Source organism: Duganella sp. HH101 (genome assembly GCF_001758795.1).
GTDB lineage: Bacteria > Pseudomonadota > Gammaproteobacteria > Burkholderiales > Burkholderiaceae_D > Rugamonas > Rugamonas rivuli.
Map to the genome: position 1 here is coordinate 371117 of NZ_LRON01000004.1, position 17727 is coordinate 388843.

Annotated in this window: 9 protein-coding genes; 7 read left to right on the top strand and 2 right to left on the bottom strand. The window is 66.0% G+C overall.

All coding sequences use genetic code 11. The features are described 5' to 3' along the window. Positions 1-18: 18 nt before the first annotated feature. Positions 19-495, bottom strand: coding sequence for a Spy/CpxP family protein refolding chaperone (locus tag DUGA2_RS09235; protein WP_070268956.1), 477 nt, complete (start codon positions 493-495; stop codon positions 19-21). Positions 496-746: 251 nt separating this feature from the next. Between DUGA2_RS09235 and DUGA2_RS09240 the strand changes: the two genes are divergently transcribed. The 7 genes from DUGA2_RS09240 to DUGA2_RS09270 all read left to right on the top strand — a co-directional run bounded on the left by DUGA2_RS09240 (position 747) and on the right by DUGA2_RS09270 (position 16626). Then, complete coding sequence (locus tag DUGA2_RS09240) at positions 747-2120, top strand: efflux RND transporter periplasmic adaptor subunit (protein WP_070268958.1); 1374 nt, start codon at positions 747-749, stop codon at positions 2118-2120. Beyond that, positions 2117-5224, top strand: a complete 3108-nt coding sequence (locus tag DUGA2_RS09245) for an efflux RND transporter permease subunit (protein ID WP_070268959.1) — start codon at positions 2117-2119, stop codon at positions 5222-5224. Before DUGA2_RS09240 ends, DUGA2_RS09245 begins: the two co-directional genes overlap by 4 nt. Then, positions 5221-8517 (top strand): efflux RND transporter permease subunit, encoded by a 3297-nt coding sequence (locus DUGA2_RS09250; RefSeq protein WP_070268960.1) that lies wholly within the window; start codon positions 5221-5223, stop codon positions 8515-8517. The genes DUGA2_RS09245 and DUGA2_RS09250 overlap by 4 nt, the downstream gene beginning before the upstream one ends. Continuing rightward, positions 8514-9941, top strand: a complete 1428-nt coding sequence (locus tag DUGA2_RS09255) for an efflux transporter outer membrane subunit (RefSeq protein ID WP_070268962.1) — start codon at positions 8514-8516, stop codon at positions 9939-9941. Before DUGA2_RS09250 ends, DUGA2_RS09255 begins: the two co-directional genes overlap by 4 nt. A 140-nt stretch (positions 9942-10081) precedes the next feature. Then, positions 10082-12667: a chemotaxis protein CheB gene (locus DUGA2_RS09260; protein ID WP_229214645.1), complete on the top strand. Its 2586-nt coding sequence runs from the start codon at positions 10082-10084 to the stop codon at positions 12665-12667. Position 12668: 1 nt separating this feature from the next. Further along, on the top strand, positions 12669-14420 hold the full coding sequence (locus DUGA2_RS09265; RefSeq protein ID WP_070268964.1) for a PAS domain-containing protein: 1752 nt from the start codon (positions 12669-12671) through the stop codon (positions 14418-14420). 97 nt (positions 14421-14517) lie between these two features. Further along, positions 14518-16626, top strand: a complete 2109-nt coding sequence (locus DUGA2_RS09270) for a S46 family peptidase (RefSeq protein WP_070268967.1) — start codon at positions 14518-14520, stop codon at positions 16624-16626. Positions 16627-16716: 90 nt separating this feature from the next. Here the strand turns inward: DUGA2_RS09270 and DUGA2_RS09275 are convergent, their stop codons facing one another. Then, positions 16717-17706 (bottom strand): hypothetical protein, encoded by a 990-nt coding sequence (locus tag DUGA2_RS09275; protein ID WP_070268969.1) that lies wholly within the window; start codon positions 17704-17706, stop codon positions 16717-16719. Between the last annotated feature and the right edge of the window lie 21 nt (positions 17707-17727).

Genomic DNA, 17727 nt, shown 5'->3' on the forward strand with positions numbered 1-17727 from the left:
GCCGCTTCACAAGACGGCTTAGCCGTGATGCCCATGGCGGCCGTGCATCTGGCTCAGATGCGCAGCCAGCTTCTGGCGCTGCGCCGGCGTCAGGGTGTCGCCGACGTCGGCCAGCAGCTGCACGATGCGCCTGGACGCCTGGTCGGCCAGCGCCAGGCCGTTTGCGCGGGTGGTTTCCAGCGCGGTGCGGTCGATGGCGGCGGCGGACATCTGCTCGATCAGCTGCGTGTGGAGCTGGTGCACCTGCTGGTGCAGCGGTTTGATGTCGGCCATGGCGGCCTTCACCAGCGGCTCGATCTTGGCCTTCTGCGCATCGGTGGCGTCGACTTCGACGTACAGGTGCTTGAGCATGCGGTCCATATGGGCGCCGGCGTCGATGGCGGCGTGCGTGCCGCCCATGCCCATGTGGCGTTCGACGGCAAAGGCGCCGACACCCACGACCAGCGTGGAACCCAGCAGGAATGCGGCAACGGTTTGGCGGTTAAAGATACTCATGTTTTATCCTCGTTTGGTTGATTTGGGAGACAACGAGGCCAGTGTGCGCCGCCAGCGTGAAGCGGCGATGTCGCGCCGGTAAAGATATGTAAAGCTACATTAACGGAAGATACGCAAAGTCCTTGATTTGTAGCGAGTTTGTAACCCCGGGCCGGCTGCGACTGACAGCGGCGGGACGCCTGTGCTAGAGTCCACGCATTGATCGCCATGGTGGGTTTGCCATGGACACGCACGCCTAAACAAGGATAAAGATGGACACACCAGTCAAGCCGAATCAGACCGCCACCCCACCGCAGCGCAGCCGCCGTTCCCGGGTCGTCGGCAGCGTGATCGCTGTCGCCGCCATGGCGGGGCTGGGCGGGCTGGCCTGGTACCTGACGCACCAGCCGGCCGGCACGGGCGGTGCGCCCGGCGCGCCAGGGGCTGGAGCTCCCGGCGCCGGCGGTCCTGGCGGTCCCGGTGGCCCGGGCGGCGGACGCCGTGGCGGTGCCCCCACCACGGTTGGCGTGGCGACCGCCGAGAAGGCGGACATCCCGGTCACGCTGGAAGCACTGGGTACGGTGACGGCTGCGGCCACCACCACCGTGCGGCCGCAGGTGTCGGGCATCTTGCAGAACGTGTTGTTCAAGGAAGGCCAGATGGTCAAGGCCGGCCAGGTGCTGGCGCAGATCGACCCGCGCCAGTTCGAAATGGCGCTGTTGCAGGCTTCAGGCCAGCGTCAGCGCGACGAAGCCCAGCTGGAAAACGCCAAGCTGACGCTGAACCGCTACCGCACGCTGCTGGGCCAGGACTCGATCGCACGCCAGGACGTGGACACGCAGGCTGCGCTGGTCAAGCAGCTTGAAGGCACGGTCATGACCGACCGCGCGCAGGAAGGCACGGCCAGGCTGAATCTGGGCTACACCAAGGTCGTCGCGCCGATCACCGGCCGCGTGGGCCTGCGCGTGGTCGATGTCGGCAACCTGGTGGGGTCGGGCGACGCCAACGGCCTGGCCGTGATTACCCAGTTGTCGCCTATCGATGTGGAATTCTCGATCCCGCAGGACAGCGTGCCCGGCGTGATGAAACAGGTGAACGACGGCGCCTCGCTGACGGCGATAGCGCTGGACCGCACCCGCACCAATGCGCTGGACAACGGAAAATTCTCGGCCATGGACAACCAGGTCGACGTGCAGACCGGCACGGTGAAAGCCAAGGCGCGCTTCGCCAACGCCAAATCCAACCTGTTCCCGAGCCAGTTCGTCAACGTGCGCCTGGAGCTGCGCACCATCAAGGACGCGGTCATGGTGCCGGTGACGGCGGTGCGCCACGGCGCCAATGGCGACTTCGTGTATGTGCTCAAGGCCGACAAGAGCGTGACCGTGCGTCCCGTGACGCGCGGCCAGGCCACGACGGACAAGGTGCAGATCGCCAGCGGCCTGCAACTGGGTGAGCAGGTGATTACCGAGGGCGGCGACCGATTGAAAGAGGGCGCCAAGGTCACGCTGCCGGGCGAGGGCGGCAGGGGCAAACGCGGCGGCTCAGGTGGCGGCTCCGCTGGTGCATCGGCCGGCGCTTCCGCCGACGCCTCCGCACCGGCCGGCGAACGTCGTCATCGCAAAGAACAGGGCGCGGCACAACAATGAGTCCATCAGCACCCTTCATCCAGCGTCCGGTAGCGACATCGCTGCTGATGCTGGCGATCGTCCTGGCCGGTATCGTGGGCTTCAAGTTCCTGCCGCTGTCCGCGCTGCCGCAGGTCGACTTCCCCACCATCCAGGTGCAGACGCTTTACCCCGGCGGCAGCCCCGAAGTGATGGGCCAGACCGTGACCGCGCCGCTGGAGCGCCAGTTCGGCCAGATGGCCGGCTTGCAGCGCATGAGCTCCACCAGCGCCGCCGGCGTCTCCATCATCACCCTGCAGTTCGGCCTGGGCCAGACGCTGGACGTGGCCGAGCAGGAAGTGCAGGCCGCGATCAACGCCGGCGCCTCGCTGCTGCCGACCGATTTGCCGGCGCCGCCGGTCTACGCCAAGGTCAACCCGGCCGACGCGCCGGTGCTGACGCTGGCCATCACTTCGGATACGATGCCGCTCACCGAAGTGCAGAATGTGGTCAACACCCGCCTGGCGCTGAAGATCAGCCAGGTGTCCGGCGTCGGCCTGGTCACGCTCAGCGGCGGCCAGCGTCCGGCCGTGCGCATACAAGCCGATACCAACGCGCTGGCTTCCTACGGCCTGGGCCTGGACACGCTGCGCACAGCGATCACCGCCGCCAACGCCAACGGCGCCAAGGGCAGCTTCGACGGCCCGACCCGCGCCTACAGCATCAACGCCAACGACCAGCTGGTGACGGCCAAGGATTACAAGGAGCTGATCCTCGCTTACAAGAACGGCGCCCCGGTGCGCCTGAACGATGTCGCCATCGTCAAGGACAGCGCGGAGAACGTCGAACTGGGCGCATGGTCCGGCAACAAGCAGGCCATCATCCTCAACGTGCAGCGCCAGCCCGGCGCCAACGTCATCGCCACTGTCGATGCGATCAAGGCCCGCCTGCCGGAGCTGCAAGCCGGCCTGCCGGGCGCGATGAAGGTCGAGGTGCTGAGCGACCGCACCACCGGCATCCGCGCCTCGGTCGAACACGTGGAGATGGAACTGCTGCTGGCCGTGGTGCTGGTGGTGCTGGTGATCTTCGCCTTCCTTCACAGCCTGCGCGCCACCGTGATCGCCAGCCTGTCGGTGCCGATCTCGCTGATCGGCACCTGCGGCGTGATGTATTTGCTGGGCTATAGCCTGAACAACCTGTCGCTGATGGCGCTGACCATCGCCACCGGCTTCGTGGTCGACGATGCGATCGTCATGATCGAGAACATCGCCCGCTACATCGAAGAGGGCGAAACGCCGATGGCCGCCGCGCTCAAGGGCGCCAAGCAGATCGGCTTCACCATCATCTCGCTGACGGTGTCGCTGATCGCCGTGCTGATCCCGCTGCTGTTCATGGGCGACGTGGTGGGCCGCCTGTTCCGCGAGTTCGCGATCTCGCTGGCGATCACCATCCTGATCTCCGCCGTGGTGTCGCTGACGCTGGTGCCGATGATGTCGGCGCGCTGGCTCAAGAGCCACGCCGAAGAGAAGCCTAGCCGCTTCGCCCGCCGCTTCCAGCAGTTCTTCGACTGGGTGGTCGGCCACTACGACCGTTCGCTGACCTGGGTGCTGAACCACGCCGGCCTGACGCTGCTGGTCGCACTGGGCACGATGGCGCTGACGGTGCTGCTGTACGTGGTGATCCCGAAAGGCCTGTTCCCGACCCAGGACACCGGCCAGTTGCAGGCACGCCTGGAGACCGGCAAGGCCGTCTCCTACGCCAGGATGGCGGAGCTTCAGCAGCAGGCCGCGCGCCTGATCCTGGAAGACCCGGACGTCGGCACGCTCAGCTCCGTGGTGGGTGTGGACGCCGCCAACAACACCATGCTCCATACTGGCAGCATGCTGATCAACCTGAAGCACAAGCGCATCGGCAGCCAGCAGGAAACCATGGACCGCCTGCGCCAGCGCGTGTCGCAGATCGCCGGCCTGACGCTGTATCTGCAACCGACCCAGGACTTGACCATCGACGCGGAATCCGGCCCGACCCAGTTCCGCGTGTCGATCGAAGGCGCGGATAACGCCACCGTCAACCTGTGGGCCACCAAACTGGCGGAGCAGATGCGCACGCGGCACGAGCTGCGCAATGTGGTGTCGGACGTGGGCGCCAGCGCCAACGCGGCCTACGTCAGCGTGGACCGCGACAGCGCCTCGCGCATGTCGATCACCGCCGCCTCCATCGACGACGCGCTGTACAGCGCTTTCGGCCAGCGCATCGTCTCGACCATCTTCACCGAGACCAACCAGTACCGCGTGATCCTGGAAGCGCGCCGCGACGACATCACCACGCCGGCCGACCTGGGCAACCTGCAGATCCGCACCGGCTCCGGCAAGGCCACGCCGCTGTCGGCGGTGGCCACCATCAGCGAGCGCGCCGCGCCGCTGCAGGTCACGCACGTGGCGCAGTATCCGGCCACCACGCTGGGCTTCGACACGGCGCCCGGCGTTTCGCTGGGCACGGCGGTGGACGGCATCAAGCAGGCCGCCGCAGACATTCATTTCCCGGCCTCGGTCACGCTGACCTTCCTCGGCGCGTCCGGCGCCTACCAGGCCTCGCTGTCGAATCAACTGTGGCTGATCCTGGCCGCCGTGATCTGCGTGTACATCGTGCTGGGCGTGCTGTATGAGAGCTATGTCCACCCGTTGACGATTCTGTCGACGCTGCCGTCGGCCGGCGTCGGCGCCTTGCTGGCGCTGCTGGTCAGCGGCCAGGACCTGGGCGTGATCGGCATCATCGGCATCATCCTGCTGATCGGTATCGTCAAGAAGAACGCCATCATGATGATCGACTTCGCCATCGAGGCGGAGCGGGAGCAGGGCAAGCCGCCGCGCGAGGCCATCCACCAGGCCGCGCTGCTGCGCTTCCGCCCGATCCTGATGACGACGCTGGCCGCGCTGTTTGCCGCCGTGCCGCTGATGCTGGGCTGGGGCGAGGGCGCGGAACTGCGCCGTCCACTGGGCCTGGCCATCTTCGGCGGCTTGATCGTCAGCCAGATGCTGACGCTGTTCACCACGCCGGTGATCTACCTCGGCTTCGACAGCCTGGCGCGCCGCTTCGGCCGCAAGGCAGCCAACCCGCCGGCGCAGATTGAAGGTGGTGCGCTGTGAACCTGTCGTCGCCCTTCGTCAAGCGCCCGATCGCCACCGTCCTGCTGACGTGCGGCCTTGCGCTGGCCGGCATTGGCGCGTTTTTCGTGCTGCCGGTGGCGCCGCTGCCGCAGGTGGACTTCCCCGTCATCTCGGTCAACGCCAACCTGCCGGGCGCCAGCCCCGCGACCATGGCCACCAGCGTCTCCACGCCGCTGGAGCGCCACCTGGGCGTGATCGCCGGCGTCAACGAGATGACGTCGCAATCGAACACCGGCTCCTCCAGCGTCACCCTGCAATTCGACTTGAACCGCAACGTCGACTCGGTCGCGCGCGAGGTGCAGGCGGCCATCAACGCCAGCCGCGTCGACCTGCCGGCCACGCTGCGCAGCAACCCGACCTACCGCAAGGCCAATACCTCCGGCATCCCGGTGATGATCCTGGCGCTGACGTCGGACACCCGCACGCCAGGCCAGATCTTCGACGCCGTCTCCAACACCGTGCTGCAACGCCTGTCGCAAGTGACCGGCGTGGGCGACGTGGAACTGGGCGGCAGCTCGCTGCCGGCGGTGCGCGTGGAACTGAACCCGTATGCGTTGAACCGCTACGGCCTGTCGGCGGAGGACGTGCGCGCGGCCATCCAGGCCACCAACGCCAATCGTCCTCGCGGCGCCTTGCAGGGCAATGGCCGCCGCTTGCAGATCTATTCCGTCTCGGCCAACGCCAGCGGCGGACGCTCCGCCGCCGACTACCGCAACCTGGTGGTCGGCTGGCGCAACGACACCGCGATCCGCCTGCAGGACGTGGCGCAGGTGATCGACGGCGTCGAGGACAACAACAACCTCGGGCTGTTCAACGGCAAGCCGGCGATCATCGTCATCCTGCGTTCGCAGGCGGGCGCCAACGTCATCGAAACCGTCAACAGCGTGCGTGCGCAACTGCCGCTGTTGCAGGCGCAGCTGCCGTCGGACGTCAAGATCGACGTCGCCAGCGACAGTACCAACTCGATCCGGTCGTCGCTGCACGAGATCGAGATTACGCTGATCATTTCCATCCTGCTGGTGGTGCTGGTGGTGAGCGCCTTCCTGCGCAGCGTGCGCGCCACCATCGTGCCTGCCGTGGCGACCGTGGTGTCGCTGCTGGGCACTTTCGGCGCGATGTACCTGCTGGGCTTCAGCCTGAACAACCTGTCGCTGATGGCGCTGACCGTGGCCACCGGCTTCGTCGTCGACGACGCCATCGTGGTGCTGGAAAATACCACCCGCCACATCGAGGCAGGCATGGACCGCTTCGAGGCGGCGCTGCTGGGCGCGCGCGAGGTGGGCTTCACCGTGCTGTCGATCAGTCTTTCGCTGATCGCCGTGTTCATTCCGCTGCTGTTCATGGGCGGCCAGTTCGGCGCGCTGTTCAAGGAGTTCGCCGTCACGCTGTCGGCGGCGGTGATGATTTCGCTGGTGGTCTCGCTGACCACCACGCCGATGATGTGCGCCTGGCTGCTCAAGCCCGGCCACGTCCACGCCAAACCGCCTGGCCGCATCGCCCGCTTCTTCGAGCGCGGTTTCGATTTCATCCTGAAGGGCTACGAGCATAGCCTGGACTGGGCGCTGTCGAGCGTGTGGCTGGTGATGCTGAGCCTTGTGTTCGTGATCGGCCTGAACTTCTACCTGTTCGCGGCGATACCGAAGGGCGGCTTCCCGCAGCAGGATACGGGCCAGATCAACGGCGGCATCCGCGCCGACCAGAGCATCTCGTTCCAGGCCATGCAGGGCAAGCTGAAACAGCTGGTCAACATCATCAAGGACGATCCCGATGTCGCCACGGTGGTGGGCTTTACCGGCGGCCGCAGGGCCGGCGGCGGCTTCATGTTCATCAACCTGAAACCCGCCAGCCAGCGCACGGTGGCGGGGCAGGCCGTGATCGCGCGCCTGCGGCCCAAGCTGGCCAGGGTGACGGGCGTGAGCCTGTTCCTCAGCCCCGTGCAGGATCTGCGGGCCGGTGGACGGCAGGCCAATTCCAACTATCAGTACACGCTCAAGAGCGACAACCAGGCCGACTTGAAGAAGTGGGCCAGCCGTCTGGCCGATGCGATGAAAGGGCAGAAGGCGCTCACCGACGTCGATACCGACCAGGCGGACAATGGCGTCGAGACCTTCGTCACCATCGACAAGAACAGCGCCTCGCGCCTGGGACTGTCGGCGCGCGATGTCGACAACGCCTTGTATAACAGCTTCGGCCAGCGCCAGGTCGCCACCATCTACTCAGAGCTGAACCAGTATCACGTCATCATGGAAGTGCCGCGCGAGTTTGCCAAGAGCCCGGCGGCACTGAACGATGTCTACGTGCCGTCGAAAGGATTGCCTGCGCCGAGCGCCAGCAATCCGAACGGCGCACCGGTGGCGTTGACGGTGGCCTCCGGCGCGACCGGCACCAGCACGAGCACCAGTGCCAGCACGGCCAGCGCCACGCCGGCCAACGTGGCCGCGCCTGCGGTCAAGGATGCCTCGTCCGGCTCGGCGCTGAGCACCAAGGCCACCACGATGGTGCCGCTGTCGACGCTGGCCAGCTTCGCCGAAAGCTCGGCGCCGACTTCGATCAACCACCAGGACGGCGAGCTGGCGACCACCATCGCTTTCAACCTGCAGCCTGGCACCAGCCTGTCCGACGCCGCTGAACAGATCAAGGCGGCGGAGGCGGAAATCGGCATGCCTAACAATGTGCGCGGCAGCTTCCAGGGTTCGGCCAAGGCCGCGCAGGACAGCAACAAGTCGCTGCCGTTGCTGATCCTTGCCGCCATCGTGGTGATCTATATCGTTCTCGGCATCCTGTATGAAAGCCTGGTGCACCCGATCACGGTCCTGACCACGCTGCCGTCGGCGGGCGTGGGCGCGGTGTTGGCGCTGTTGATCTTCAAGATGGAGTTCTCGACCATTTCGCTGATCGGCATCTTCCTGCTGATCGGTATCGTCAAGAAGAACGCCATCCTGATCATCGACTTCGCGCTGGAGGCGGAGCGTTCGCGCGGCCTGACGCCGTTGCAGGCGGTGCGCGAAGCCTGCCTGCTGCGCTTCCGCCCGATCCTGATGACCACACTGGCCGCCGCACTGGGCGCGCTGCCGCTGGCGATCGGCTTCGGCGAAGGCTCCGAGCTGCGCCAGCCGCTGGGCGTGGCCATCATCGGCGGCTTGATCGCCAGCCAGGTATTGACGCTGCTGACCACACCGGTGGTCTACATCCTGATGGACAAGCTGCGTCGCCGCGGCACGTCCGAACAACATTTAAGCCGCATCCACAGCGAAGCGCCGAGCACACCATGAACACACACGCACCATCCTTCCGCTACACATTGATCGCGCTGGCGGCGCTGCTGGCCAGCGGCTGCGCCGTCGGCCCTGCGTACCAGCTGCCGTCCACGCCGCAGCCGTCGGCCTACAAGGAAACCGCCACCGAGGCCGAGAAAACGGCCGCCGGCTGGACCGCCGCCGCGCCGGCCGATACGCTGGAACGCGGCCCGTGGTGGCAGCTGTTCGGCGATCCGCTGCTGAACCAGATGGCCGACAGCATCGACGTCTCCAACCAGAACGTTGCCGCCGCCGTCGCCAACTACGCGCAGGCGCGGGCGCTGGTCGACCAGCAGCGCGCTTCGCTGTTCCCATCGGCGACGCTGAACGGCAGCGCCAACCGCTCCGGCGGAGGCGGCAACACGCCGACCGCCAACCAGTACCGCGCCAGCATCGGCGGCAGCTGGGAGCCGGACATCTGGGGCAAGCTGCGCGCCGGCGCCAACAACGCCAGCGCCGGCATGCAGGCCAGCGCCGCCGAACTGGCCGCAGCGCGCCTGTCGGCGCAGGGCGAGCTGGCCACCAACTACTTCTCGCTGCGGCAGACCGACGCGCAAAAAGCGCTGCTGGACGCCACCACCGAAGGCTACGCGCGGGTGCTGCAGATCACGCAGAACCGCTTCGACGCCGGCATCGCCGCCAAATCGGACCTGCTGCAGGCGCAAACCCAGCTGGCCAACGCCCGCATCGACCAGGTCACGCTGGGCCGCCAGCGCGCCACGCTGGAGCATGCGATCGCGGTCCTGCTGGGCAAGGCCGCCAGCGATTTCACGCTGCCGCCGGCGCCGTGGAAAGTGGTGGTGCCGGACGTGCCGACCGGCGTGCCGTCCACGCTGTTGCAGCGCCGCCCGGACATCGCCGCCGCCGAGCGCCGCGTGGCCGCCGCCAACGAGCAGATCGGCGTGGCCCGCAGCGCCTATTTCCCGAGCCTGAACCTGACCGGCTCCTTCGGCTACGGTTCCAGCTCCACCGGCGGCTTGTTCAACGCCTCCAACAATCTGTGGTCGCTGGGCCTGTCGGCGGCGCAGACGCTGTTCGACGCCGGCGCCACCAAGGCCCGCGTCAGCGGCGCGGAGGCCGCGCGCGATGCGGCCATCGCCCAGTACCGCCAGACCGTGCTGACCGCGTTTGCCGATGTCGAGAACCAGCTGGCCGCGACCCGCGCGCTGGCCCAGCAGCAGGACTTGCGCAAGATCGCCTCCGAGGCGGCCGACCAGGTCGAGGCGCAGATGCTCAACCGCTACCGCGCCGGCCAGGTGGGCTACAGCGACGTGGTGACGGCGCAGAACACGGCGCTGGCCGCGCGCCGCGCGCTGGTGCAATCGCAGGCCGATCGTCAGACAACCGCCGTGGCGCTGATCCAGTCGCTCGGTGGCGGCTGGCATATGGCTAGCGAGTAGGCCCAACAACAGCGGGGCGTTGGCGCTTGGTTTTTGGGCGCGGTGTTTGTATAATCATCTGGCAAGATGTAAACAAATACCATTTTCTCCGAGACGCCTGACCGCCGGTGCAGGGTTCTTCCGGCGGTGGCCATGCCACGATGACCAAACGCACCGCCCATGAACTGCTAGCTCCTCCCGTCGAAGATCCGGCGTCGATGCCGGATGGCGGGGCTGTGCCGGTGGTCGGCATCGGCGCGTCGGCCGGCGGCTTCGATCCGATCTGCGAATTCCTGGCCTGCGTGCCTCCGGGCAGCGGCTTCGCCTATGTCGTCATCCAGCATCTCGACCCGATGCACAAGGCGCTGCTGCCTGAGCTGCTGCAGCGTGTCACCAGCATGCCGGTGCGCGAAGTCGAAGACGGCATGGCGGTCGAGGCAGGCCATGTGTATGTGATCCCGCCCAACCACGATCTGGGTTTCGACGGCGACCGCTTTGCGGTGTTGCCGCCATCCGGCTCGCGCGGGCGCCGCCTGCCGATCGACAGCTTCTTCCAGGCGCTGGCTGCACGCGGCAATGAGCGGGCGGTGGCCATCGTCTTCTCCGGCATGGGCGAAGACGGTACCTTGGGCTTGCGCGCAGTGCGCGAGCGCGGCGGCCTGACGATGGCGCAGCTGCCGGAGTCTGCGCGCTTCGACCCCATGCCCTCCAGCGCTATCGCTGCCAACGTGGTCGATATCGTGGCGCTGCCGGGCGAGATGGCGGCCCGCCTGGCCGACTGGTGGCGCGGCGAACAAACCGTTTTTCCGGCCGATGCAGCCGTCCATCGCAACGCGCTGCAACAGCTGTTCCACCTGCTGCTCAAGCAGACCGGCGCGGATTTTTCGGACTACAAGCGGAGCACCATGTTGCGCCGTATCGACCGCCGCATGCAGGTGCGCCAATGCGCCGCGCTGGCCGACTATGTCGCCGTGCTGGCCGGGAACCCGGCCGAGATCGAGCTGCTGTTCAAGGAGCTGCTGATCGGTGTCACCAACTTCTTCCGCGACGCCAAGGTGTGGGAGTACCTGATGGCGACGGCGCTGCCGCAGCTGCTGGCGGCGCATCCCGAAGGTGCGGCTTTCAAGGCCTGGGTGCCGGCCTGCTCGACCGGCGAGGAAGCCTATTCGCTGGCGATCGCTTTCAACGAAGTGCTGGAGCAGCAGCGGCCGGCCGCGCGCTACACGCTGCAGATCTTCGCCACCGATCTCGATGGCGACGCCATCGACCGCGCGCGCCAGGGTGTGTTCGACGCAGGCATCGAAGACTATGTCACGCCCGGGCAGCTGCAACGCTACTTCATACCGGCTGAAAATGGCGGCTACGTCATCCGCAAGGATGTGCGCAACACCATCATCTTCGCGCGCCAGAACATCATTTCCGATCCGCCGTTCACCAAGCTCGATATCCTGTGCTGCCGTAACCTGCTGATCTACTTCACGGCCAAGCTGCAGGAACAGCTGATACCATTGTTCCACTACGCGCTCAAGACCGACGGGCTGCTGATGCTCGGCAGCGCCGATACGCCCGGCCATTTCAACGAGCTGTTCGCGTCGATGAGCGGCGCGGGCCGCATCTATCGCCGCCTGGACGCGTCTATCGAACGCGTCGCCAACTATTTCCCGACGCGCGTCAACAGCGTATCGATTTCTTCCGCCAGCGAGACTCAACACCCATCCATGAACGGTAATCTTCAATCCCAGGTCGAGCAGCAGCTGCTCAAGAAGCATGCGCCGGCCGCCGTGCTGGTCAACGCTCATGGCGATATCCTGTACATCCACGGCCGCACCGGCGCCTATCTGGAACCGGCGGCGGGCAAGGCCAACTGGAACATCCATGCGATGGCGCGCGAGGGCCTGCGGCACGAGCTGGCGGACCTGCTCAAGCGCGCGGTCCAGGGCGAGGGCATGATCGCCGTGCGTGGCCTGATCCAGCGCGACGACGCCGGCAAGCCTTCGCAGGCGCTGGACCTGACCGCCGAGGCCATGCCCGGCAACGGCCCCTTGTCCGGCAGCGTGCTGCTGACCTTTGGCAGCGTGCCGCTGCCGCCGGAAAAACGCCGCTCGCGCTCCAGCAATCCGCAGGTGCTGGAACTGGAGCAGCAGCTGGCGCAGGCCAGGCTGGAGATCAAGGCGGTGCGCGACGAGATGCAGGCTTCGCGGGAAGAGCTCAAGTCGGCCAACGAGGAGCTGCAGTCCACCAACGAGGAGCTGCAATCGACCAACGAGGAGCTGACCACCTCGAAGGAGGAGATGCAGTCGCTGAACGAGGAGCTGTACACCGTCAACGCCGAGCTGCAATCGAAGGTCGACGACCTGTCGCTGGTGAACGGCGACATGAAGAATCTGCTCAACAGCACCGATGTCGCCACCATCTTCCTCGACGGCGAGCTGCGCATCCGCCGCTACACCGACCGCAGCACGCAGATCTACAAGCTGATACCGGGCGATGTGCAGCGCCCGCTGAGCGACATCGTCAACGACCTGCAATACCCCGAGCTGGAGCAAGACGCCCGGGAGGTGCTGCGCACGCTGGTGTTCAGCGAGCGGCAAATACCGACGCATAGCGGCGGCTGGTACACGGTGCGCATCATGCCCTACCGGACAGTGGAGAATGTGATCGACGGGGTGGTCGTCACTTTTATCAACATCAGCGAGTCGAAGCAGCTTGAAACGCAGCTACGCTCGATGCAGAGAGGCTCAGACTAGCATGCGCAAACGCCATCGTCCCGAACTCGATCCAGTGCAACTGCGCCAGATCGCCGAAATGACGGTGGCGGCGCTGCCGGATGTCCGCCCACCATCGGCGGCGAGCGAAAGCGATGAGCTCAAACGCTGGCATGAGCTCCAGGTCAGCCAGATCGAACTGGACATGCAGAACACCGCGCTGGTCGAGTTGCAGCTGGAGCGCGACCAGGCCGAGGCGGGGCGCGACAATTACGCCGCGCTGTACGACCAGGCGCCGGCCGGCTATCTGTCGCTGGACGTCGACGGCCGCATCATCCGCGCCAACTTCGCCGCCGCCGAAATGCTGGGCAGCGCACGCCAGAATCTGCAGGGCAAGCGCTTCGAACAGTTTGTGGCGCCGCAATCGCAGGCGGCGCTGCGCAGCTTCCTGCTGGCGTTGCGCCACGACGGCGGCCGAGCCGTGCTGGAGGTGCCGCTGTTCGATCCGCACGCCGGCGCGGCGGCCCGTTCGCTGCACCGCATACGCATCGAAGCCAATATGGATATGGCGGTGTCCAAATGCCGCATGATCCTGACCGACATCGGCAGCGACGATGTGCGCGATGAGGCGCGGCGGCGGGCCTTCCAGGTACTCGATAGCATCAACGAGGCGGTGCTGGTATGCGACGCCTTGCAGGACATCGTGTTCGTCAACCCTGCCTTTACCACGCTGACCGGCTACACGGTGGAGGAGGCGCTGGGCCGCAATCCGCGCTTCCTCGGCCGGCCCGGCGCCCATCCCGTCGGCTACCACGCCGAGGCGATGCGCTGCCTGCGCACCTACGGCAAATGGCAGGGCGAGGTGTACAACCGGCGGCGCGAGGGCACGCCCTACGTGGCCTCCATGTCGCTGACGGTGGTGCGGGGCGACGACGGCGTTATCAGCCACTTCATCGGCGTGTTCTCGGACATCACGGCCCGCCAGCAGGCCGAGGCGGCACTGCTGAAACTGTCGCGCGAGCTCGATGCGCGGGTGGAGGCGCGCACCGCCGAACTGACCGAGGCCAATCGCCAGCTGATGCTGGAGGTGGTCGAGCGCAAGCGCGCCGAGGCCGCGCTGCAGGAATCGCGCGAGCAGCTGCGCAAGCTGGCCGAGCACCTGGAAGTGGTCAAGGAGGAGGAACGCACCAGCATCGCCCGTCATATCCACGACGAGCTGGGACAGAACCTGCTGGCGCTGCGCATCGACATCTCCATGCTCAGCACCCGCACCAGCGAGCGCCATGCGCGGCTGCACCAGCGGGTGGATGCGGTGCTGGAGAACGTCGACACCACCATCAGCAGCGTGCGCGGCATCATGAACGATTTGCGGCCGGCGGTGCTGGACCTGGGCCTGCAGGCGGCGCTGGAGTGGCAGGTGGGCGAGTTCCGCAAGCGCAGCGGCCTGGCATGCAACTTGGTGCTGCCGGAGGACGCGGTGTTCGCCGCCATCGCACCGGCGATGGAGATCGTGCTGTTCCGCAGCCTGCAGGAGGCGCTGAGCAATGTGCGGCGCCACGCGGGCGCCAGCCGGGTCGAGGTGACGCTGCGGCGCAAGGGCGGCCGGCTGCTGTTCATCGTCAGCGACGACGGCGTCGGCATCGCGCCCCAGCACCGGGGCAAGAGCGAGTCGTTCGGCTTGATCGGCATGGCGCAGCGGGCTGCCTCGCTGGGCGGGCGCCTCGATATCGGCCAGTACGCACCGGGCGCCGGTTGCACGCTGACGATGGATTTTGAGCTGCCCGCCTGTACATAAAAGCATTTTCAGCCTTCCGCAGAAGGCATATACTGCCGCCAGAACTCAAACTGGGGCATATATCTTGTTAAAATATCTCATTCTTCCAGCGGCGCTGATGGCCGCCACCGCAGCCCAGGCCGACGAAGGCCAATGGCAACCGTACCAGCTGCCGCAGCTGAAATCCGAATTGAAGCGGATCGGCATCACCATCCCGGCCGAAAAACTGGCCGACCTGTCCAAGCATCCGATGAGCGCCATCGTCTCGCTGGGCGGCTGCTCGGCGTCGTTCGTGTCGGACGCCGGCCTGGTGGTGACGAACCACCATTGCGCCTACGGCGCGATCCAGCGCAACGCCACGCCGGAACACAACTACATCGTCGACGGCTATCTGGCCAAGACCCGCGCCGACGAGCTGCCGGGCGGTCCGAACACGCTGGTCTACGTGACCGACAAGGTGGAAAACGTCACCGCGCGCGTGCTCAAGGGCGTGAGCGACACCATGAGCGGGAAGCAGCGCCACGACGCCGTGGAAAAATCGATCAAGGCGCTGATCGCCGAATGCGAGAGCGACAAGATCTACCGCTGCTCGGTGCCGGCCTTCCACCGCGGCCTTGAGTACTACCGCATCCGCCAGATGATGATACGCGACGTGCGCCTGGTGTACGCGCCGGCCGACATGATCGGTAACTTCGGCGGCGACATCGACAACTACGAATGGCCACGCCAGGGCGGCGACTACTCCTTCCTGCGCGCCTACGTCGGCAAGGACGGCCGTCCGGCCGATCCGTCGCCGGACAACGTGCCTTACCACTCGAAGGACTTCCTGGTGGTCTCCGCCGCCGGCCTGAAAAACGGCGACCCTGTGCTGCTGGCCGGCTACCCTGGCCGCACCAGCCGCTACAAGCTGCCGTCGGAAATCCGCGCCGCGCGCGATTCGGCTTATCCGGCCAAAGTGGCCGAGATCCAGGCCGACCTGGACGTGATCGCCGCCGCCACCAAGGGCAATCCCGCCGCCGCCGTGCGTTACGCCAGCGTCGACAAGAGCATGAACAACGTGATGAAGAAAACCCAGGGCCTGCTGGACGGCTTTGCGCGCAAGGACATCGCCGCCATCAAGGATGTGCAGGATGCGGAGTTCCGCGCCTGGTACAACAAGCAGGCGGGCGTGTCGAAAACCCTGCTGGCCGAACTGGACGCCGTGATCGCCGCCGACCTGGCGCTGAGCGACGAGGAATTCGGCTACAGCGTCGCCACCACCGGCGACCTGCTGAAAAGCGGCAGCACGCTGTACCGCCTGGCGCGCGAAAGCGCCAAGCCGGACGCGGAACGCGAAACCGGCTACCAGCAGCGCGACCTGACCTTCATCAAGGCCCGCCTGAACCGCCTGGAGCAGTCCTACGTGGGCAGCGTGGACCAGGCGCGCTTCGTCGCCGCCTTGCAGCGTTATGCAAAACTGCCGAAGTCCATGCACGTCAGCGGCCTGGATGCGCTGCTGCCGGCCGTGGATGCGGTGCCTGCGCTGTACGCCAAGTCCGAGCTGGGCGACACCGCCAAGCGCCTGGCGTGGGTGGGCAAGGATGCCGCCGCGATGGCCGCGTCGAACGACGCCTTCGTGCAACTGGCCGTCAAGCTGGATGACGTGACCCAATTGCTGAAGGAGCGCCGCAAGGAATTGGACGGCAACCTGGAACGCGTGATCCCGCAATACATGCAGGCTGTGATCGCGTGGAAGAAATCGCAGGGCAAGCCGGTCTACCCGGATGCGAATTCGACGCTGCGCGTGACCTACGGCACCGTGTCGCCGTACTCGCCGAAGGACGGCATCACCAAGGGCCCGTTCACCACGGTCGAAGGCATCGTCGAGAAGAACACCGGCAAGGATCCGTTCAACGCGCCGCAGAAGCTGCTGGACGCGATCAAGGCCAAGCGCTACGGCCAGTTCAAGGATCCTGTCCTGGGCACGGTGCCGGTCGACTTCCTGACCAGCGCCGACACCACCGGCGGCAATTCCGGTTCCGCTGTGATGAACCGTAACGGCGAGTTGATCGGCCTGAATTTCGACTCGACCTACGAGTCCATCACCAAGGACTGGTACTTCGATACCGCCATTACCCGCGCCATCCACATGGATATCCGCTACATGCTGTGGGTGATGGCCGAGGTGGACCACGCCGACAACGTGCTGAAGGAAATGACCATCAAGTATCCGGCCAAGTCCAAGTAAGCCGGGACGATCCCGATGCAAAAAGCCCCGTGTGCCGTGCGACGATCTTGAGCGTCGCATGCGCACACGGGGCTTTTTTCTTGTCCGGGCTTAGCGCGGATCCTGGCACTTGCGCGATGGGTTGGCGATGCTGCATTGCCACAGCCAGTACACGTGGACCTGCTCGCTCAGATTGGCCGTGAAGTTCACGCCCGGCGAGGTCAGCGTCAGCGTGATGGCGTCGCCGCTCAGGTCATACGGCGGCTCGTTGGTGCCCAACACCGCATTCAGGTTGGCGCCGCTGCCCAGCTTCAGCGTGATCTGGCTGTTGGCGATCAGGTAGGGCAGGTTGTTGGCGATGTATTGGCCTATCGGGAAGCTGCCGCCTGGATAGGTGACGACCTTGTCGGCCGGGATCAGACGGTTCAGGCCCACCAGCCAGTTCTGGTCGCGCTTGAAGAAGAAGTTCTGCGTGACGTTGCCCAAACCATTTTGCACGGCGCTGGCGATACCGGCGTCGACCTTGCCTTCGGCTTTGTTGATCAGGATGTCGCCGAGCACCGGCAATATCCAGCTGAGGTTGGAATCGCAATCGGTGGAAGTGTTCAGGGTGCCGGTGATGCCGACCTTGGTGGGCGGGATCACGCCATCAGCCGTGCCGTACTGCGCGGTGACGGCGATGTTTTTGTAGTCGGTGGTGTTGGTGCAGCTGTAGTTGATCACGCCCCACTTGGTGCCGCTGAACGACGAGGTGACACGATAGCTGAGGCCGGTCATGGTCGCAAACACCACGCCGCTCGCATCGGGACGCAACGTGAGGGTAGGGGTGCCGGTGACGGTGCCTCTGCCGAAAGTCGCGCCATGGCCGTTGATGGCGTTGGCGGCGGCCGCGTTCAAGCCGTTTTCGATCTGGCGGGGGACGTTCTGCGCTTCGACAATCAGGGCGCCCAGCGTGCCGTTGCCCCAGGGTTGCGAGTACGACAGGCTGCCGCCGTTCAGGCTGACGGTAGCGACGTTTTGTCCGGAGACGACGCGGGGGATGAAGTCGGCGTGTGCTGCGCCGGCCGCCAGGGCTGCGGCGAGAAACAGGATTTTTCGCATTCTTATGCTCCATATGGATTA